Genomic DNA, 18,470 nt, shown 5'->3' with positions numbered 1-18,470 from the left:
GCGACGTGCTCCCGAGCGCGTTCGACGGGCGCGGGCGGAGCTGCCCGTCGTCGCGGGTGTCAGACGGACCGGGCGTCGCCCCGGGCTTCTGCGCTCACCAGCCCAGCCTGTGCGGCGGCGACGCCCGCCTGAAACCGGCTGATGGCGTGCAACTCCTCCATGAGGGAGGACATGTGGCGGCGGAAGGTCCGGGCGGACATACCGATGCGCCGGGCCACGACCTCGTCCTTGAGGCCGGTGGCGAGGAGTTCCAAGATGGCCGCCCGCATCTCGTCGAGAGCCTCGCCGTAGCCGCTGCTGTCGCCGTCGAAGTCGGTCGCGGACTGCCAGGAGTTGTCAAAGACCTTGTGCAGCAGGGCCAGCAGCGAGGGTTCGTAAACCACCGTCGTGGCCGTTGTGCCGGGTGGTGCCGTCGGGTCCGGTACGAGGGCGGCGTAGCCGTCAACCAGGATGAGCGAGTCCAGCAAGTAGCCGGCTGTACGGATGTCGGCCCCGGCGTCCTGTGCGCCCTGCAGCCGCGGGCGCAGGGCCGTACGGGTGCGTGCGGTGTGCGGCAGCAGCAGCCGAAGGCGGTTGCCCGCCGCGAGTAGTTCGTCGGGCAGGACGCTCTCCGGCGCGGTCTCCTCCGCTCCCAGGGGCTGCATGACGAGCACCTGCGAGGTGGTGACACCGATGGCTTCGGTCAACAGCCGTGCCGCCGTCGCGGGGTTTCGGTGGCGAACGATGCTCTGTTCGCGGCGCAGCAGGCGGTGGTGCTCCCCGAACGCCTCAGCGTAGGGGCTCAGTTCGGTGTGAACCTGGGCGATTTCGCGGTTACGCCGGAGGATCTCCTCCTGCAGCGGCTGGCTGAGCGAGAGCTGGGCCACGTCGGGGGGCACGGCACGATACGCCCGCATCGTCGTGCAGTACTCGGCCAGTTGCATCGACTGGAGTTTGCGCAACCCCTGGTCGACGATGGCGGGTGGGAGGCGGAGGTCGGCGATCATCTGCTCGCGCTGGAGCGGCCCTTCGGCGAGCAGGTGCGCATAGAGGCACGGGGCGGGGTCGGAGGGGCGGGCCGAAGACTCCTCGTCGGAAACGGTGCACGGCGACGGCTTGGCGGCACGGACGCGGGGGGCCTGGGCCGCGGGCGGGCTGGCGAGGGAGACCCGGACGGTGTCGAGGAGGCTCTCCATCATCATCCTTCCAACAGACAGTGGGGGCGGTGCGTGTCGGCCGCGGCTTCGGGGCCGAGCCCGGAGCACCTTTATGGCGCCGGGGGTAGCGATGACAACTGCCGGGGCGTTAAATTCAGTTGGCACTTCATGCGCGGCCACATCAGTTGCCGGATTTCAGCTTAGAGGATGCCTCACGTGGTCATGAAGTGAATTGTGGCATGGTGGCTCTTCGTGAGTGCCGATCCCGCCGCAGCGGCCGGCTCCTGACGGCTTGTGGGAACTCGTCGCTTCGTTGCTGCCGTCGTCCGGCTCCCGTACGCAGGGCGTGGGACCGCGCCGCCGGATGACCGGGCTGTGTTCATGGCGGTGGTGTACGTGCTGGCCGGCGGGTGTGCCTGGCGAAATCTGCCGGTGACATTCGGAGTGTGGCCCGCCACAGCGCACCGTCAGTTCACTGCGTTGATCGGGGCGGAGCTGTGGAGCCGATTGCACCGAGCGGTTCAGGACAAACCCGGTGCCCGGGGTGGGCTCTACTGGCCCCCCCTGTAATTGTCGATGCCGCGTCGGTGCGGGTGAGGGAAGCGCTGACGAACCCAGGCTCAGCCGATCGCGGCAAGAAGGGCAGTAAAGTGATCGTGCCGTCGCGGGCTCAGGGCCTTTCGCCCGCCCTCGCTGTGTCAGCCGAGAACATGCACGCCGGCCTCGCCCTCAAGTCGCTGACGTGCGGCATGTCCGCCATCTGCCCGCGGCCCGGCCCCGCGTCGCACCGTCCGGCCACACTCTCCGTCGACGGGGCGTACTTCTCCGCCGACCGCCTCGCCCGGCTGCGTGAGCGGGGGTTGATCCCATACATCGCCCGGTCCGGCATCGGGTTCGGCGAACAGCCCGGCTGGTACCGCTGGAAGAGCGAGCGATCCAGAGCCTGACTGTTCGACTACCGCTGCCTCACCGTCCGATACGAGCCAAATAGCTTCCACTTCCCGGCTTTCTTCGGCATGACCGCCACCGTGATCCGCTACAAGAAACTTGCAAAATCTGCTACTTGGGGCTCCTCTTGCGAGGCGCGTGGGGAACGATGCCAGCAACCAACGGCCCGTGCCGGTTCGCTACTACGCGCAAAAATAACGCAAACGGGGAGAATCAAGGTCGGAGGTACGTCGAACTGTGGCCGAAAATCCCTCATTCGAGATCGGTGTGCTGGGAAGGCGACTCAACCACCTCTTCGCCACCGTGCACCCCGCGGAGAGAGGCCCGTACAGCAACGAGGAGGTCGCCGGCGCGGTGCGCGCGAAAGGCGGCGACATCTCCAAGGCGTACATCGCGTACCTGCGCAACGGGCAGCGCCGTAACCCCACCGTGCAGCACGTGACGGCGCTGGCCGCCGTCTTCGGCGTCCCCCCGGCCTACTTCTTCGACACCGACACCGCGCGCGACACGGACTCCGCGCTGGAGCGCGTCGTGGCGCTCAGAGAGAGTGGACTCGGCCAAAGTGAGTGGGAAGCGCTGCGGGACCACGGAGTGACGAAACTCGCGGCCCGGGCCCAGGGCCTGTCGCCCAGGGGACTGCTCGCCGCCACCCGGATCGTCGACCAGATACGCACCATAGAGGGGCTTCCGGCACCCGACGACGCCTGAGGCCGGCCTGGGTGCTCTACCAGGTGACCGCCTGCGGCCATGCCGCTTGAGTCCGGTGCGCGAAGCGAGTGGCCCTGCGTAGCGTCCCTTCCGCTGCCACACGGAGGGAGACATCAGGCATGGTGAGCAAGCTGATCGACCGGAACGAAAGGTTCCTCGGCATCCTGGATCGACTGACCAGCAAGTCGATCGACGACTACTACAACCCGTACAAGCTCTTCGAATGGCCCGAGTCCCTGCCGGACCGGATGTGGTGGATGAGTCCGGAACTCACCACGGCGCACCACACCGCCGCGGCGGAACGGCTCACCCAGGAGCAGTTGTACGCCCTCTCCCGGCACGAGAGCATCAACTTCTACAGCCTCAATGTGCACGGCATCAGGGAACTGCTCATCGAGGTGACCAAGCGGATCCACACCTCGGGTTTCGAGACGCCGTCGGAGTTCTTCCACCACTTCATCGGTGAGGAGAACGAACACATGTGGTTCTTCGCCGAGTTCTGCCTGCGGTACGGCAAGAAGATCTACCGGCAGCCCGGTGGTGCGAGCGCCGAGATACCCCGCTCGGACGTCGAGAGTCTCCTGGTCTTTGCCAGGATCCTCATATTCGAGGAACTCGTCGACCACTTCAACTCGACCATGGCGGCGGACGACCGGCTCCACGAGACGATCCGGGCCATCAACCGCATCCATCACCAGGACGAGTCCCGCCACATAGCCTTCGGGCGCGAACTCGTCGCCGCTCTCTTCGAGCAGGTGTGCCAGAGCGCGACCGAGGAGGAGCTGCGGGAGATATCCGACTACCTGCGCCGCTACATGACCTTCAGCTTCGAGTCGCTGTACAACCCGCAGGTCTACCGCGACGCGGGCATCCCCGACCCCCTCGGCGTACGCCAGGAACTGCTCGCGTCACCGCAGCGAGAGGAGCTGGAGCGAAACACCTTCCGCAAAACGTCCCGCTTCCTCCAAAATACAGGCATCCTCTGATGGCCCGCCCCGCCGCCGAAACGCGGCCCCTGGACACGGAACGGCGCACGGGTATAGCGCGGCCCCCGGCCCACCCGCCGATCCTTGGCCCGGAGCAAACAGCGCTGCTGCGGGCTCTCGACGCGCACTTCGCGTCGTGGGGGACCGGCGCCGGCGCCCAGGAGATCCTGCCACCCCCGCTCTACCCGGTGTCCGACCTGGAGAAGTTCGACGTCTACACGAATTTCCCGCATCTGGCCCTGGTCGCCTCCCCGCTCGACCTGACGCCAGAGGCTCCGAAGCCGCAGGACGGCAGCTTCGCGCCAGAGGAGGTGCAGCCCGCCGCCTTCGGGCTGCCGCACGCCACCTGCTACGGCGCCTACCTCTACTACGAGAACACCGAGGTGGACGACGAGACCCTGGTCACACTCGTCAACCAGTGCTTCCGTCGCGAGGAGCACTACGACGGACTGCGCCGCCTGCTCAGCTTCCACATGCGCGAGACGGTCGCGCTGGGCGGCTTCGAGCACACCCAGCGAGTGCTCGGGTCCTTCGCCAAGCGCACCCAGGCGTTCGCCGACGCCCTCGGCCTCGACATGGAGAAAGTCCCGGCCAGCGACCCGTTCTTCGACTCCGGCGAGCTCCCGGGCCCTGCTGGCCAAACTCAGCCCCGTAAAGTACGAGTTCCAGGTGGGCGGACTCGCCGTCGCCTCCGTCAACACGCACCGGAACTTCTTCGGCGAGCGCTGCGACATCCGGCTCGCGCGTAGCGGCGACCACGCCTTCACCGGCTGTGCGGCCTTCGGCCTGGAGCGCTGGGTGTCCGTTCTGTGTGACCAGCACAGCGGCGATGCCGAAGCGGCGCTGGAACACGTTGCCGACGCCGCACGGCGAAGCGGCTGAGATGGGTCCTGCTCACGTCGGCGTCGACCTGGTCCCGCTCGCCCGCGCTCGCGCACTCGTCGAGCCCGAACGCGCCCCCGTACTGCGCAAGATGCTCACCACCGCCGAGTACGAGCAGTGCACCGTCACCGGCCGCCCCGACTGCGAGGGCGTCGCCGGACGGCTGGCCGCCAAGGAGGCCGTCTTCAAGGCACTGCGCACGAGCGGGCGCACACTGTGCTGGCACGAGATCGAGATCCTCACGGACGCCGGGGGCAGGCCCCAGGTGCGGCTGCACGGATGGACCGCGCGCCACGCCGCTACCCAGGGCATCGCCCATATCGACGTCAGCATCACCCACGACGACCCGTGCGCGATCGCGGTGGCGCTGTGCACATCGGAAGCCCCCAGGTTGTCAGGGGCGGCCTCTCCCTGACCTCGTACTCCCGCCTGCGTCATCCCCTTCCACCGCCAGCAAAGGAGCGGATATGGCTTCGACCGGTATAGACGAGGTACGCGCGTGGATCCTGCGCCGCCATCCCGCGCGCACGACACTCCCCCTCGACGAGAACCTGATCGAGAACCGTCTGGTCGACTCGCTGTCCTTTGTCGAACTCGTCTACGCGATCGAAGGCGCGGCCCATGTGGAGATCGACTTCGACACCATCGACCTCCAGGACTTCCAGACCCTCTCCTCCATCGAGAAGGCCTTCTTCACCATCGCCTGAACAGGCCTCGGCACCCTGAGGAGTTGGAACCCATGGAAGCTGTCTCCTACACCGCCCAGTGGACGGCCGCCGCACGCGCGGTGGAGTCGGAACGCACCGAGGAGTCGCTGTTCAACGACCCGTACGCACGCGACCTGGCCGCCCCCCGCGGCTTCGAACTGCTCGACAAGTACGGCGGGGGCGGCCTGTTGCACTTCATCGCCATCCGCACGCGGTACTTCGACGACAGCGTCGAGGTGCTCCTGCGGGAGTCGGGGGCGCGGCAGGTCGTGCTCGTCGCAGCGGGCATGGACACCCGGGCGTTCCGGCTGCAGTGGCCGGACGGCACGACCGTGTACGAGGTGGACCACACCGCGCTGATGGAGGAAAAAGCACGCCGCCTGGCGTCCCGGGACGCCAGGCCCGCGACGGACCGCCGCGAGGTAGGCGCGGACCTCGCGCAGGGGTGGCTTCCCGAACTGCGGCACGCAGGCTTCGACCCGCAGCAGCCGACGCTGTGGATCGCCGAGGGCCTGATGTTCTTCCTCACCCGCGACCAGGCCGCGGACCTGCTCGCCCTGCTCGGCACGGCCTCGGCCCCCGGCAGCCGCCTCGCTGTCGACTTTGCCAGCCGGGCGCTGCTGCGCAGCCCCTTCTCACAAGAGTTCCTGACGGCGCTTCGCGAGGACGGTACGCCGTGGCAGTTCGGCACAGACGAGCCCGAGGAGTTCCTCGCCTCGACCGGCTGGAAGGTCCGCGACCTGAAGGAACCAGGCCAGCCGGGGGCCGGCGAGGGGCGCTGGCCGTACGAGATCCAGCCCAGGGAGCGGCGAGGCTCCCCACGCAGCTGGCTGGTGCGCGCCGAGTTCGTGGGCCGATGACCGGCCGGGGCGTGCGGGCGTCCCGGCTCTTCTCCTCGACGAGGTGGTGCGCGGACCGGTACCGGATACGGAGTGTGACTGCGTCGAAGCAGGGGAGAGGGGGTGAGGGAGGCGGAGATACGCGCTGCGGGGGAGTGGCGCGGCCGACTGCCTTCCGTCAGGTGCGCCGGGCGAGCCGTCTCCCACTGCGGGTACGGGGGCGCGCCGTAGCCGTGCGGTACGTAGCGCACGGCACCGCGGCCGGTGGGATTCGAGCCGGACGCAGCGGGGGCCAGCAGGACGTGCATGTCTCTCTCTGTGGCGTTTCCGCAGGTGAGAGGCGTCATGCGTTGAGGTTCGAGTCCCACCCGCCCCACTCGAACACGCCTCTGGAGAATCGATGCGACCTGCGCTCCGGTGACGACAGCCCGGGGCGGGGCGCTTACGGGGCCGGAGGCTCATCGCTGCGTCTGTGACGGGTTCTCGCCCAGGGGGCCGGCGGACGCGGCGTGCGGCGATGCCGCTTCCCACTGTGCCGCCAGCTTCCGCAGGTCGGCGTCGGCCAGCTGGCGCGGGTAGGCCCACCGCAGCAGGGGCGCGGTCATGGCGGTGGTCACGAGGGCCATGACGACCATGAGCGAGTACAGCTTTGAGTCGAGCAGCCCCAGTTGCAGTCCGACGCCGAGGATGATCAGTTCGGTGAGGCCTCGGGTGTTCATCAGGATGCCCAGCACCGTTGCCGACCGCCCGGTCTGCCCCGCGGCGCGCGCTCCGAGGTACGCGCCGCCGAACTTGCCTCCGATCGCGACGAGGAGGATCAGGCACAGCTCGCCGAGGCCGTTCCCGTCCAGTGTGCTCAGGTCCACCTTCAGTCCGGCCACCGTGAAGTACGCGGGCAGGAGCAGCCAGGTGATTTTGTCGAGGCGGTCGACGACCGCCGCGCGCAGCTGCTCCGTGCCGTGGCGCGGGACGATCGCGCCCGCGAGGAATGCGCCGAAGATGAAGTGCAGTCCGAACCACTCGGTCAGCGCGCCCGAGACGAGGAGCAGCACCGTCAGCACACTGTGCGGCGTGGTCCAGGAGCCGCGCGGCCCGCGGGCCGCGCGGGTCGGCTCCCGGGCGGCCAGAAACCTGCCGAGGAGTGGGCGCACCACCGTGATCATGACAGCCGCGTAGGGCAGCACCAGCAGCACTCGCCAGGAGTTCTGGCTTTCCGTGAAGGTGAGGACGGCGGCGAGCAGCAGCCAGGCGACGACGTCTCCCGCGGCTGCGCTCGCCATCGCCAGCGCACCCACCCTGGTGTGCTGGATGCCCCGGTCGGTGAGGATGCGGGCCAGGACGGGGAAGGCCGTGATGGACATGGCCGCGCCGACGAACAGGAGGAAGCCGACCCGGTCGCCGGCCGCGTGGTCGTTCCACAGCCACATCGCCAGCGGTATGCCGAGCCCGAACGAACAGACGATCGACCCCGCGGAAACGCCGGCCGTGGCACGCCTGTTCCCGCGCAGCAGCCGGTGGTCGAGCTCCAGCCCGACGAGGAACATGAACAGCGCGACGCCGAGGTTGCCGAGCGCGCCGAGCATCGGCTGTATGTCCGAGGGGAAGACCGCGTCCGAGAGGGTCCCGTCGAAGAGCGTCGGACCGAGGAGGACCCCGGCGAGGATCTCGCCGACCACCGCGGACTGGCCGCACCTCTGCGCGAGGCGCCCGAGGGCGTGCGCGAGCGCGAGGATCAACGCCAGACCGACCATGGTCATGACAGTTTGATGGGTTGTCATGGGCGCTCCAGATCCATCTCTGCCGGGTAAGGACCCCGCGCTGAGGTCCCGCATCCGGTGCGAACAGCGGAAGGGCCGGGACGCCGGTGCGTCCGGTGCGTCGGTTCCCGGGGCGGCGGCCCGCCCGTTGCGCCGTACCTCGTCGTCGTGCCGGAACGCGGGCTCGTACCGTGGCGACCGCCCGGTGCACGACCGGAATCCGGGGCGGTGCACGGTGCCGATCCTGCCCTGATGCTTCCTCTGGTAACCGTCTGGTCGGTGAGGCGCCCTCGGGCAGGGAGCGCGGCCGGGGGAGACCGGGCGCGGAGGGTGTGGGGGCCTCAGGGGCGGGTCCGGGGCCCGGCTGCGGCGGAGCGGGTGGTCAGGCAGGCCGCAAGGAGGGCTGCGGTCGGGGCGGCGAGGAGGAGGGCGGGGGTGCCGAGCGCGCCGCCCAGGGCGGCGCCGCCGAAGGAGCCCGCGGCGAAGCCGACGGTGGTCATGCTGTTGGCCCAGCCCTGGACCTCGTGGTCGGCGCCCGGCGGGGTCGCGGCGCCGAGGACGGTGAAGAAGCGGGCGAAGACCGACCCGATGGCGAGACCCGCGGGGACGCAGACCACGGCCACCGCGGCCGGGGGGAGGTAGAGGGCCGCGCCGATGCCGCCCGTGCCGGCCGCGAGCAGGACGAGCAGCACCGGCAGGGCCGTGGCGCCGGTGCCCGGCAGCCTGCCGAGGACCAGCGCGCCGACGATGCTGCCGACGGAGAGGCCCGCGAGGAGCCAGCCGCTGTAGGCCGCCGCGTGCCGCTGCTGCGCGTAGACGGTCAGGGACACCTCGGTGGCCGCGAGGGCCGCGCAGAAGAGGAACTGCGCGCAGAGCAGGAGGACCAGCGGGGCGCCCGGCGCGGGGCGGGCGCGGCCCGTGGCCCCCGGGGGCGCGGGCCGGTGGTCGGGCAGGGCGGACAGGAGGAGGACGGCGAGCGCCATCAGGGCGCCGATGAGGGCCAGGGGAAGCACGGGGGAGAGCGAGGTGCTGAGCCAACTGGCCAGGATGGGGCCGGTGATCAGGGACAGGTCCATCAGCGCGGATTCCAGGGCGTTGGCCGAGGAACGTCCGCCGCCGCGGTCCACCGCGGTCCAGTGGGAGCGCAGCAGGATGCTCGCGGGCGGGAAGAAGGCACCCATGAGGACGGCCGCCGCGAGGACGAGGGGGAGGGGCGCCGCGCGGGCCGCGGCGACGGCGATCCCGGCGAGTCCTGCCGCGTAGCCGGCCAGGCAGGTGCGCAGCACCGCGCGCGCCCCGCGCCTGGCCGCCTGCCGGCCGCGCAGCGGGCTGGTGGCGGCGTTGGCGACGAGCATGGCCGCGACGACGGCGCCGGCCCCGGCGTAGGAGTAGCCGGGCGAGACGAGCAGCATCACGCTGACCGGGAACATGCTGATCGGCCACTTCGACAGGAGGCTCGCCGCGGCGAGCCGCGTGGCGCCCGGGGCGGCGAGCACGTCCCGGTAGGTGGCGAGCAGGCCGGCCCGGGGAGGCGGGGACGCGGTGGCGGGCGCGGGCAGCTTTCCGGAATCGGGTACCGGCATGTCAGGAGGCCGCCGCGGCGGCGTCCGTGCCGTCGGCGGGTGCCGCGGGCCGGGTCTCCACCCGGACCAGCGACCTGATGCGGGCCAGTGTCGCGAGGACCGCGTCGGTGTCCGGTCCGTGGACCGCCGCGCTGAACGGGATGCTGACGTTGTCGTGCGTGGCGGGGACGTGCTCGCCCGGCGCATAGCCGAGTTCCACGCTGTCCACCCCGGGCAGCCCGGCGGCCTCCTCGGCGCCGTGCACCGCGACGAGCGGTCCCGGCCCCTGCTCGTTGTGCACGACGACCGAGCCGAAGCGGACCGGGAAGTCGACGGGCCCGTCGAGCAGGGCCGGGCGCCGTCCGAGGTAGCAGGCGATCGTGTCGTGGAAGGGGCGCAGCCCGCCGTGGGCCATCCACAGGTCGACGGCCGGGCCGCCGGAGAGCCGGGCGCCCACCTCGATGAGGTGGACGCCGTCCGCGGCGCACTTGACCTCGGTGTGGCTGGGGCCCCTGCGGATGCCGAACGCGGTCAGGACACTGCGCGTGTACTCCTCCACACGCGCGAAGTCGCCGTGTTCCCGGCCGACTTGGACGATGTCCCAGAGCGGGAAGTCGTAGTCCGCGTCGTCGGGCCGCAGGTACTCCCACATGTCGACGATCCGGTGCTCGCCGTCCGAGCTGAAGAAGTTGACGGCGAACTCCCGCCCCCGTACGTACCGTTCGACGAGCCACTCGCGGACCGGCTCGCGGTAGACGTCATGGGTGACCCTCGGCTCCAGGTCCGCTAGGTCCGCCGCGGTGGAGTAGACGCGGACGCCCTGGGACCCGGCGCCCAGCGTCGGCTTGACGATGACGGGGAACCCGATGTCGTGGGCCGCCCGCGCGATCTCGTCTGCCGAGTGGACGAGGCGGAACTCCGGTATCCGCAGGCCCGCTTCTGCGCCGTGCGCCCGCATGGCCGCCTTGCTGCGCCTGGCCCAGGCGAGGGTGTGGTCGTTGCCCGGGAGGCCGAGTCGGTGCGCCAGCACGTCGGTGAGGTGGACCCCGGCTTCGAGGCAGGGGACCACGGCCCTGGCGTCGACGCCCGCGTCGGCGAGGAGGCGCTCGGCCTCGTCCGGGTCCGCCGTGTAGAGGGACAGGTCGTCGCCCTCGGCGTGCCGGTCGAGGGAGGCGAGGTAGGCGTGGGTGTACACGGAGACGACACGGAAGCCGAGATCGCGCGCCGCGGCCTTGAAGGGCCAGCCCTGCCGCACCGGGTCTACCAGGACGATCGCAGGTGCACTGGTGGTCATGGGCCGCCTCTCCTCGGTCGTGCGCGCAGGCCGCGCCCGTGGTGGGCGGCCGTGCGCTGCCCGCAATTCTGTCCGCGGGTCCGGGCGCGGGGCACGTACCGGCAGACGGTCCCGGCGGACGGCGCGGACGCCCGGCGGTGCAGATCCGCTGCCCGGCAGGACGGAGCCGCGGCCGGCGGTGGGCGACGGCCGGCAGCGCCTGGTGGTGAGCGGCGGGCGGCGGCCGGCGGTGCCCGGTCGTGAACGCGGTGCGGCGCCCGGCGCCCCCCGAGGAGGGCCGGCCGGCGTGGGACCCGGAAGGGCCGGGAAACCGCGGTGAAAGCAATTCAAACGATGGGGAGAGGAGAGTTTCTTCACCGCGAGAGTCGGAATATGGGCGGTCGGAAGTCCCCGACTCGCCTCATTTCAGGCGTAGTTGCATGCGGCCCGCATTGATGTTTTCGGCCACGATCCCACGTTTCACGTCAACATGGCCGGTTGTCCTGAGCGGGGCCGTGGCTACGCGGCCTCAAGCGCCTACGATCTCTGGGCAGCCCGGGGGTTCACCGCTTGCTTGAACGCAAAGGACATGCATGTCTCTCTGCTTGCACTCTCTGTATGGTGACGCGCCCGTCCGCGCAGTACAGGAACCGTCGACCGTTCGCACAGCAAACGTTCCGGCGCCGCCGGTCTCCGTCGTTCTGCACGGGGGCGACCCCCTGACCCGCGCCGGCATCATGGCCCACATTGGCCAGCAGCGCGGCATGAGAGTCCTGTCGGACTCCGGCCACCCACTCGGCGACTCCACGGCCGTCGCCCTGGTCCTCGACGACCGCCTGGACGTCAAGTCGGTCGCCAGGCTGCGCAAGCTCGCCGCGGACTACGGCAAACGCGTGGTGCTGGTGATCGGCGAACTCGACGAGCACCGGCTCGACCTGGTCATCGAGGCCGGAATCCTCTCCGTCGTGTGGCGCCACCAGGCCACCCCCGCGCAGCTGGTGAAGGCGATCAGGGCGACCGCGAGGAACGAGGGCGACATGCCGGGCGACCTGCTGCGCAGGCTCCTCGCCCACCTCGAACGCCAGGCCCGGGGAACGGTGTTGAGCACCGTGGCGACCGGCAGGCCCACCGGGCGCGAACTGAACGTGCTGGAACTGGTGGCGCACGGACTCGGCACCAAGGAGATAGCCGAGCAGCTCAGTTACTCCGAGCGCACCATCAAGGGCATACTGCACGACGTCATGACGCGTCTGAATTTGCGCAATCGCGCGCACGCGGTGGCCTATGCGATTCGTGAGGGCTATATGTGACGCGTCCCCGCGGCAGCTCCGGAAAATCACCTGACGGCAGTGTGTTCCGGCCCGTGCGAGGGCCGTGAACCGTGGTGGCCCGCGCCGAACCCCGAGGTTCGCCGCGGGCCGCCGCAGCCCGGGTGCCGGTGCCGCCTCAGGACCGCAGCAGCGCAAGCAGCTCGCCGCGCAGCGCGCTGTCGTCGCCGAACGCCCCGAGGAACGAGGTCGATGTCATCTCGGCGCTCGCCTTGATGCCCCGCATCGTCATGCAGAGGTGCTCGCCCTTGGCGATCACCGCGACGTCCTCGGCGCCGGTGATGTCCGCCACCTCCTGTGCGATGTCGGCGACGAGCCGCTCCTGCACCTGGAGCCGGTGGGCGTGGCGGTGGGCGACCCGGGCGAACTTCGAGAGGCCGAGCAGCCGTTTGGTGGGCCGGTAGGCGATGTCGACCGAGCAGTTGAACGGCAGCAGGTGGTGCTCGCACAGCGACCACACCCGGATGTCGGAGACCACCACCATCTGGCTGGTGGTCGTGGTCTCGAAGAGGGTGTCGATGGTCCCGGGGTCGTAGTCGATGAACTCGCGCCACCAGCGCGCGAACCGTTCGGGCGTCTGGCGCAGCCCGTCCCTCTCCGGGTCCTCGCCGATCTCCTTGAGCAGGCGCTGCGCGAGGTCGACGAGCGGGTCGGCCCCGCTCTCCTCCTCGGCGGCGGCCTGCGGTTCGACGGTGTTCATGGTCACTTCAGACACCCCTCTTCTGTCCCCAGACCAGCGTGTGCAGCCGGGTGGTCACGTTCCATCCACGGTCGATGACCGAGGAGACGAGTTCCTGCATGTGCTTGTCGATGTCGTGCGGGTTCTGCCCCTCGGGCATGATCCAGACGGATTCGATGCCGAAGTCGGAGACGAGGGCGGCCACTTCGTCCAGGTCCGCGGTGGTGCGGCAGACGAACTTGAAGGTGGTGCCCGGCGTGGCGGCGAACCGTGTCAGCGCCTGCGGCACGATGCGCCGCCCGGCCGGGTCCCCGGAGTGCGACAGCTTCGGCGAGACGTTGAAGCGCACGCCGGGCCGTACCAGCCTGCTGTCGGGTACGCGGGTCCCGTTGGTCTCGAACTCCACCTCGGTCCCCGCGTCCCGCAGGATGTCGACCAGCGGCAGCAACCGCGCCTGCTGGCTGAGCGGTTCACCTCCGGAGATCACCACGAGGCCGACGCCGAGCCCCATCAGCTCCTCGGCGACCGAGGAGACCGGCCGCCTGTGCAGCTCGACCTTGGGGTCGTAGCTGACGCCGCTGTCGCTGATGCCCTGCCAGTCCCAGGTGTAGGGCGTGTCGCACCAGCGGCAGGACAGGTTGCAGCCGCCGAGCCGCAGGAAGCCGCACCTGCGGCCCAGTGACCGTCCCTCTCCCTGGACGGCCTCAAGTGGGGCCGAAGATCTCGTTGACCACGAGTTCCGGTTCCACGGGGCACCACCTCCTCTTCGTGTAGGGCGTGCGCCGGTTGCTGTGGGTGCTGTGCCTGGCAGGACGGGGCCCGGCTCAGGGCCGGTACTCCGCCCAGGTCTTGGGCGTCTCGGAGACACGGACCGAGGTCAGTTCGGGAAAGTCCTTCTCCCACTGGGTGAACATCCAGACCGCGAGGTTCTCCGCGGTCGGGTTGCCGTCGACCACGTCGTTGAGGTGGCGGTGGTCGAGGGTCTCGTCGAGCCACTTCTTGAACACGGACAGGTCGCCGTAGTCGCGTACAAATCCGACCGGGGTCAAGTCACTCTGCTCGGCGCTCAGTTCGAGTTCCACTGCGTAGTTGTGTCCGTGCAGGCGGGCGCACTGGTGGCTCTCGTGCAGGCCGCCCAGCTGGTGGCTGGCGGAGAAGTCGAACCGCTTGGTGATGCGGAGGGTCATGAGGTGGGTCGAGCCTTTCTGCGGGAACGGGGACGGTGGGGGCGGCGGTGCGGTGGTGCGCGGTGGCCGGCGCCCTCCGGCGCGCGGACGCCGTGTCTGCTCTCTGGCGTGCGTGGACGCCGTGCTCTGCTCTCAGGCGTGCGTGGACGCCGCGTCCGGGTGGACGCCGAGCTTCGCCAGCACCGAGCGGCGCGACACGACCGGTTCGAGGCCCGCGCCGCCGCCCACGGGCGGGGCCAGCGGCTCGATCAGCGTGTCCGGGTCGGACTCGAAGAAGAACACCAGCGAGAGCAGTTCCTCGTCGGGCGCGCTGGGGCTCGGGGCGAGCACCCGGTGCAGCAGCGCCCGCCAGCGGCCGTCCGTCCACTGCTCCATGAGGTCGCCGAGGTTCACCACCAGCGCGTCGGGGTGGTAGGGGGGCGCGAACCACCCGTCGGCCTCGTTCCAGGCCTGGAGGCCGCCCACGCCCTGCTGGCGGCTGAGGATGGTGAAGGCTCCGAGGTCGGTGTGCGGCCCGTTGCGCAGCTGTCCGCTCGCCACCTCGCCCACCGAGGTCAGCGACGGGTACCAGCTCACGTTCTGGGTCCAGGTGGCGTGGGCCGCCCGCCGGCTGAAGAAGTCCTCGGGGAGCCCGAGCACCTCGGCGAAGAGCACGTTCAGGGAGTGGGCGACGCGCTGCATGTGGCCGGTGTAGGCCTCGACGGCGGGGCGCAGGGCGGGCAGCACCGGGTCGGGCCAGCGGTTGGGCGGGTAGTTGTAGCGGTCGGCCGCCTCGTCGCCCGAGCGGTACGCCGGGCCCGCGTAGAAGGACTCGTGCAGGTCGGGCTCGGCGTGAGGCGCCTCGCCCTCCTCCCGTGGCACCCCCACGCCGCCGCCCGGGTGCATTTCGAGCCAGCCGCTCTCGTAGGGCGCGCCGATGGCGTACGGCGCCTTGGCCTCGTGCGGGAGGGCGAAGAACTCCCTTCCACGGGCGCGCAGTTCGTCCATGGCCTCACGCGGCACTCCGTGCCCTTCGAGGAGGAACATGCCGGTCTCGCGCAGCGCCCGGTCGAGCGCCGCCGCGACGGCGCGCCGCTCCTGGGGCGAGGCGGTGTGCCAGGCGCGCAGGTCGACGGTGGGTATGGCGCTTTTCATGGTGGCTCCTTTCGTGTGGTGCGTGGTCGGGAGAGTCAGGCGCGCAGGGCCGCGCCGACCGCGGCGGCGAGGATGTCCACGCCCTGGTCGAGCTCGCCGTCGGTGACGGTCAGCGGCGGCAGGAGTTTGACGACGGACCCGTCGGCGCCGGACGTCTCGACGAGCAGCCCACGCCGGAACGCCTCCGCGGACACCCGGGAGGCGGGGCCCTCCGCGGCGTCCGGGGACGCGGGGAAGCAGAGCCCGGCGGCCAGCCCCCGCCCCCTGACGGTGAGTTCCGCGTCCGGATGGGCACGGGCGATCTCGCCGAGCGCGGCGGCGAGCCGTTCGCCCGAGCCCCGTACGGCCTTCTCCAGGTCGTTGCCCGACCAGTAGGCGCGCAGCGCGGCGGCGCCTGTCACGAAGGCGGGGCCCACGCCGCGGAACGTGCCGTTGTGCTCGCCCGGCTGCCAGACGTCGAGTTCGGGGCGGATCAGCGTGAGCGCGAGGGGGAGCCCGTAGCCGCCGATCGACTTGGACAGGCAGACCATGTCGGGGACGATGCCGGCGTCCTCGAAGCTGAAGAACGGGCCCGTGCGTCCGCACCCCATCTGCACGTCGTCCACGATCAGCAGCACCGCGCGCCGGCGGCAGACCTCCGCGAGCGCGCGCAGCCAGTCGTCCCCCGCCGCCCGTACCCCGCCCTCTCCCTGCACCGTCTCGACGATCACGGCGGCGGGCGTGTCGAGTCCGCTCCCGGGGTCGGCGATCATGCGGTCGAGGAGCTCGGGGGACCCGTCCCCGTACCCGTCGTAGGGCAGCGAGACGGTGTGGGCGAGCGGGACGCCGGCGGCGGCGCGCTTGGCGGCGTTGCCGCTGACGGCGAGAGCCCCCAGCGTCATGCCGTGGAAGGAGTTGGTGAAGCCGACCACGGTGGTGCGGCCGGTCACGCGGCGGGCCAGCTTCAGGGCCGCCTCCACCGCGTTGGCGCCCCCGGGCCCCGGGAAGACGACGCGGTAGTCGAGGGACCTGGGCGCGAGCACGGTCTCCCGCAGCGCCGAGAGGAAGTGGCGCCGGGCGACGGTGAACATGTCCAGGGAGTGCGCGACCCCGTCCCTGCTCAGGTAGTCCATCAGCGCACGCTTCAGCACGGGCGGGTTGTGTCCGTAGTTCAGCGCGCCGGCGCCGGAGAAGAAGTCCAGGTAGCGGCGGCCGTCCTCGTCGTGCAGCCAGCTGCCCCTGGCCCGGTCGAAGACCACGGGCCAGGCTCTGCTGTAGCTGCGGACCTCGGACTCCATCTCCTCGAACACGCTCATCTCAGGCCTCCCGCGCGGCCACCGCGGGGGCGGCGTAGACGGTGGGGTCGTGGACGCCCGCCGCGACGAACGCCTCGCGGCGCTCGACGCAGGACGCGCACCGCCCGCAGTGCAGCTCCTCGCCGCGGAAGCAGGTCCAGGTGTCGGCGAACGGCACGGAGAGCCGGTCGCCGAGCGCGATGACCTCGCGCTTGAGCAGCCGGGAGAGGGGCGCGACGAGGTCCAGGTCCGGGTGGGCGTGGCCGCGCGTCGCGATGCGCTCCATGGTGAGGAAGGCGTCGAGGAATTCGAGCGAGGTGTCCGAGGGGCCGATGTCCTCGGCCATGATCCCGAAGGCGACGGCCTCGGCCCGCTCGACGACGGCCAGCGCGAACGCCGCGGAGAGCAGCAGGGCGTTGCGGTTGGGAACGATGTTGGGGCGCCCGGGGACGGCGACGCCGCCCCCGGCCGCCGCGCCGCCGGGGTGCCCCTCGTCCGGGACGTCGACGGAGGGGTCGGTCAGGGAGGACCCGCGCAGCACGCCGCGTGCGCCGCCGAGGTCGGCCTCCTCGTACGGCGCGCCGAGCCGCTCGGCCGCCAGCCTGGCGCAGGCGAGCTCGCGGCGGTGGCGCTGCCCGTAGTCGATGCCGAGCAGGTGCAGTTCGTGGCCCTGCGCCCGCAGGTGGTACGCCATGGTGACGGAGTCGATTCCGCCGGACACCACCGCAATGATCTTCGACATGCGTCGTCCTCGCTTCGTGAGTTCACCGGGAGGGTGGCCGGCCGCTCGGTCTCGGCTCCGCCAGTAATGCTGCGGCGCGGCAGGGGGTGCGGAACATGTCCTGAGGTACGGGCGAGCAGCGCCGCGCCGGCGTCCTCCCGTGCAGCGGGGGTGCTGGAAGGACAGGGCCGCGCGGCCGGGCGGACGGTGTCGCGAGCCGGGGCCGCGCGGCCGGGCGGGTGCCGTCCGCGGTCATGGCCGTGTCACCGTCCCCCGGGTGGGGCGACCGGGCGGGGGCAGGCACGGCAGAGGCCCGGACCCCGCGGCGGCGCGGAACCCGGGCCTCGGACGGCCTGCGGAGCGGCGGGTCAGTTCCGCTGGGCCCGCAGCACGAACCAGTGGCGGGCCAGGTGAATGCCCTCGGACGTGGTGGCGCGCGCGGCGTAGCGCTCGAAGGCGTCGCGGTCCGCGGCGGAGTCGTAGTCCTCGAAGATCGGCACCATCTGCAGGAACCTGTCCAGGTCCGCGGGCGTGTGGAAGTACTCGTCGTAGGTGAACTCGCGTGCGTGGTCGACGGTGAAGCCCGCGCGCTCCAGCCTGTCGCTCTCCTCGCGCAGCACCGGGGTCTTGGACCAGCGCCCGTACAGCTGGCCCCTGCCGAAGACCTCCTTCAGCTCCTGGACGTCCCGCTCCGCGATGCCCAGGTGGACCACGGAGCCGCCCGGCCGCAGCACCCGGCGGAACTCCTCGGGGAACAGCGGGCCGCGCCGCGAGGTCACCACGTCGAACGCCCCGTCGGGGAAGCCGGTGGCCGAGGCGTCGCCGAGCGCGAACTCGACGTGGTCGAGCCCCGACGCGGCGCGGTGGCGCTCGGCCGACGCCAGCATCTCCGGCGACAGGTCGAGCGCGTCCACCCGGCCGAAGGAGGGGGCGACGGCCAGCAGATTGCGGCCGTCCGCACACCCCACGTCGAGCAACCTGCCGGTGGGCGAGGCCAGTTCGCGCACCAGGGCGTCGAACCGCTCCTCCGGGTCGCCCTGCGGGAAGGAGGTGGTGCGCTGCGCTCCGCTTGAGTAGCCGCCGAACTTCTCCGCGACCTTGGAGTAGAACCCCTGCTGCTGCGTCATGGTCCGCCCTTCGCTCAACCGTCCACATCCGGAACGGACCATGCTTCCCGGGGCCCGCGCGCCGCTGAAGGGCCTGCGGTCCGGCCCTGCGCGCCGGGCGGGGCGACCGCAGCGCCCGCGGTGGTGCGCGACCGGCCATGGCCGCTGCCCGCCCGGACGGTGCGGTCGGACGGAAGGACGGCGGGACGGAAGGACGGAAGGACGGCGGGACGGAAGGACGGA

The 18,470-nt window shown here is 71.1% G+C and carries 20 protein-coding genes; 9 read left to right on the top strand and 11 right to left on the bottom strand.

The window, feature by feature from the left end; genetic code table 11:
* Positions 1-59: 59 nt before the first annotated feature.
* On the bottom strand, positions 60-1,181 hold the full coding sequence (locus ABEA77_RS07895; protein WP_345643103.1) for a LuxR C-terminal-related transcriptional regulator: 1,122 nt from the start codon (positions 1,179-1,181) through the stop codon (positions 60-62).
* Between the two features lie 249 nt (positions 1,182-1,430).
* Here ABEA77_RS07895 and ABEA77_RS33930 point away from each other — a divergent pair, with 249 nt between their 5' ends.
* The 8 genes from ABEA77_RS33930 to ABEA77_RS07860 all read left to right on the top strand — a co-directional run bounded on the left by ABEA77_RS33930 (position 1,431) and on the right by ABEA77_RS07860 (position 6,227).
* Positions 1,431-1,706: a transposase gene (locus ABEA77_RS33930; RefSeq protein WP_425588225.1), complete on the top strand. Its 276-nt coding sequence runs from the start codon at positions 1,431-1,433 to the stop codon at positions 1,704-1,706.
* Between the two features lie 125 nt (positions 1,707-1,831).
* Complete coding sequence (locus tag ABEA77_RS07890) at positions 1,832-2,083, top strand: hypothetical protein (protein WP_345643102.1); 252 nt, start codon at positions 1,832-1,834, stop codon at positions 2,081-2,083.
* 268 nt (positions 2,084-2,351) lie between these two features.
* A complete protein-coding gene (locus ABEA77_RS07885) occupies positions 2,352-2,792 on the top strand; it encodes a helix-turn-helix domain-containing protein (protein WP_345643099.1) in 441 nt (146 codons plus the stop codon).
* A 119-nt stretch (positions 2,793-2,911) separates the two neighbouring features.
* Positions 2,912-3,778 (top strand): diiron oxygenase, encoded by an 867-nt coding sequence (locus ABEA77_RS07880; protein ID WP_345643096.1) that lies wholly within the window; start codon positions 2,912-2,914, stop codon positions 3,776-3,778.
* The gene (locus ABEA77_RS07875) at positions 3,778-4,527 is read left to right on the top strand and encodes a class-II aminoacyl-tRNA synthetase family protein (protein WP_345643094.1); all 750 of its coding nucleotides are present in this window, start codon (positions 3,778-3,780) and stop codon (positions 4,525-4,527) included. The genes ABEA77_RS07880 and ABEA77_RS07875 overlap by 1 nt, the downstream gene beginning before the upstream one ends.
* Before the next feature lie 62 nt (positions 4,528-4,589).
* Positions 4,590-5,075, top strand: coding sequence for a holo-ACP synthase (gene acpS, locus ABEA77_RS07870; protein ID WP_345643091.1), 486 nt, complete (start codon positions 4,590-4,592; stop codon positions 5,073-5,075).
* A gap of 52 nt (positions 5,076-5,127) precedes the next feature.
* Entirely contained in the window at positions 5,128-5,367 is a 240-nt protein-coding gene (locus ABEA77_RS07865; protein ID WP_345643089.1) for an acyl carrier protein, read from the top strand.
* A 32-nt stretch (positions 5,368-5,399) separates the two neighbouring features.
* Positions 5,400-6,227, top strand: a complete 828-nt coding sequence (locus ABEA77_RS07860; RefSeq protein ID WP_345643086.1) for an SAM-dependent methyltransferase — start codon at positions 5,400-5,402, stop codon at positions 6,225-6,227.
* A 437-nt stretch (positions 6,228-6,664) separates the two neighbouring features.
* On the opposite strand, the gene ABEA77_RS07855 is transcribed toward ABEA77_RS07860, so the two are convergent.
* From ABEA77_RS07855 to ABEA77_RS07845, 3 genes are all read right to left on the bottom strand, one after another.
* Positions 6,665-7,963: a cation:proton antiporter gene (locus tag ABEA77_RS07855; protein ID WP_345643083.1), complete on the bottom strand. Its 1,299-nt coding sequence runs from the start codon at positions 7,961-7,963 to the stop codon at positions 6,665-6,667.
* A 341-nt stretch (positions 7,964-8,304) separates the two neighbouring features.
* Positions 8,305-9,546 (bottom strand): MFS transporter, encoded by a 1,242-nt coding sequence (locus ABEA77_RS07850; RefSeq protein ID WP_345643080.1) that lies wholly within the window; start codon positions 9,544-9,546, stop codon positions 8,305-8,307.
* A gap of 1 nt (position 9,547) precedes the next feature.
* Positions 9,548-10,819 (bottom strand): ATP-grasp domain-containing protein, encoded by a 1,272-nt coding sequence (locus tag ABEA77_RS07845; protein WP_345643077.1) that lies wholly within the window; start codon positions 10,817-10,819, stop codon positions 9,548-9,550.
* A 743-nt stretch (positions 10,820-11,562) separates the two neighbouring features.
* Here ABEA77_RS07845 and ABEA77_RS07840 point away from each other — a divergent pair.
* A complete protein-coding gene (locus tag ABEA77_RS07840; protein ID WP_345643074.1) occupies positions 11,563-12,108 on the top strand; it encodes a helix-turn-helix transcriptional regulator in 546 nt (181 codons plus the stop codon).
* A gap of 136 nt (positions 12,109-12,244) precedes the next feature.
* On the opposite strand, the gene folE is transcribed toward ABEA77_RS07840, so the two are convergent.
* The 7 genes from folE to ABEA77_RS07805 form a co-directional block, all read right to left on the bottom strand.
* On the bottom strand, positions 12,245-12,826 hold the full coding sequence (folE, locus tag ABEA77_RS07835) for a GTP cyclohydrolase I (RefSeq protein ID WP_345643138.1): 582 nt from the start codon (positions 12,824-12,826) through the stop codon (positions 12,245-12,247).
* 7 nt (positions 12,827-12,833) lie between these two features.
* Positions 12,834-13,673, bottom strand: coding sequence for a 7-carboxy-7-deazaguanine synthase QueE (locus ABEA77_RS07830; RefSeq protein WP_345643072.1), 840 nt, complete (start codon positions 13,671-13,673; stop codon positions 12,834-12,836).
* A complete protein-coding gene (locus ABEA77_RS07825) occupies positions 13,630-13,992 on the bottom strand; it encodes a 6-pyruvoyl trahydropterin synthase family protein (protein ID WP_345643069.1) in 363 nt (120 codons plus the stop codon). Before ABEA77_RS07825 ends, ABEA77_RS07830 begins: the two co-directional genes overlap by 44 nt.
* A gap of 132 nt (positions 13,993-14,124) precedes the next feature.
* Positions 14,125-15,126: an isopenicillin N synthase family dioxygenase gene (locus ABEA77_RS07820; RefSeq protein WP_345643067.1), complete on the bottom strand. Its 1,002-nt coding sequence runs from the start codon at positions 15,124-15,126 to the stop codon at positions 14,125-14,127.
* Between the two features lie 35 nt (positions 15,127-15,161).
* Entirely contained in the window at positions 15,162-16,421 is a 1,260-nt protein-coding gene (gene ectB, locus ABEA77_RS07815) for a diaminobutyrate--2-oxoglutarate transaminase (RefSeq protein WP_345643065.1), read from the bottom strand.
* 1 nt (position 16,422) lies between these two features.
* Complete coding sequence (locus ABEA77_RS07810) at positions 16,423-17,142, bottom strand: 7-cyano-7-deazaguanine synthase (protein WP_345643062.1); 720 nt, start codon at positions 17,140-17,142, stop codon at positions 16,423-16,425.
* 347 nt (positions 17,143-17,489) lie between these two features.
* On the bottom strand, positions 17,490-18,248 hold the full coding sequence (locus ABEA77_RS07805) for a class I SAM-dependent methyltransferase (RefSeq protein WP_345643059.1): 759 nt from the start codon (positions 18,246-18,248) through the stop codon (positions 17,490-17,492).
* Positions 18,249-18,470 lie beyond the last annotated feature (222 nt).

It is taken from the genome of Streptomyces tremellae, assembly GCF_039540215.1.
GTDB lineage: Bacteria > Actinomycetota > Actinomycetes > Streptomycetales > Streptomycetaceae > Streptomyces > Streptomyces tremellae.
The sequence above is the reverse complement of the archived record's forward strand: the minus strand, read 5'-3'. Positions and strand labels throughout refer to the sequence as shown.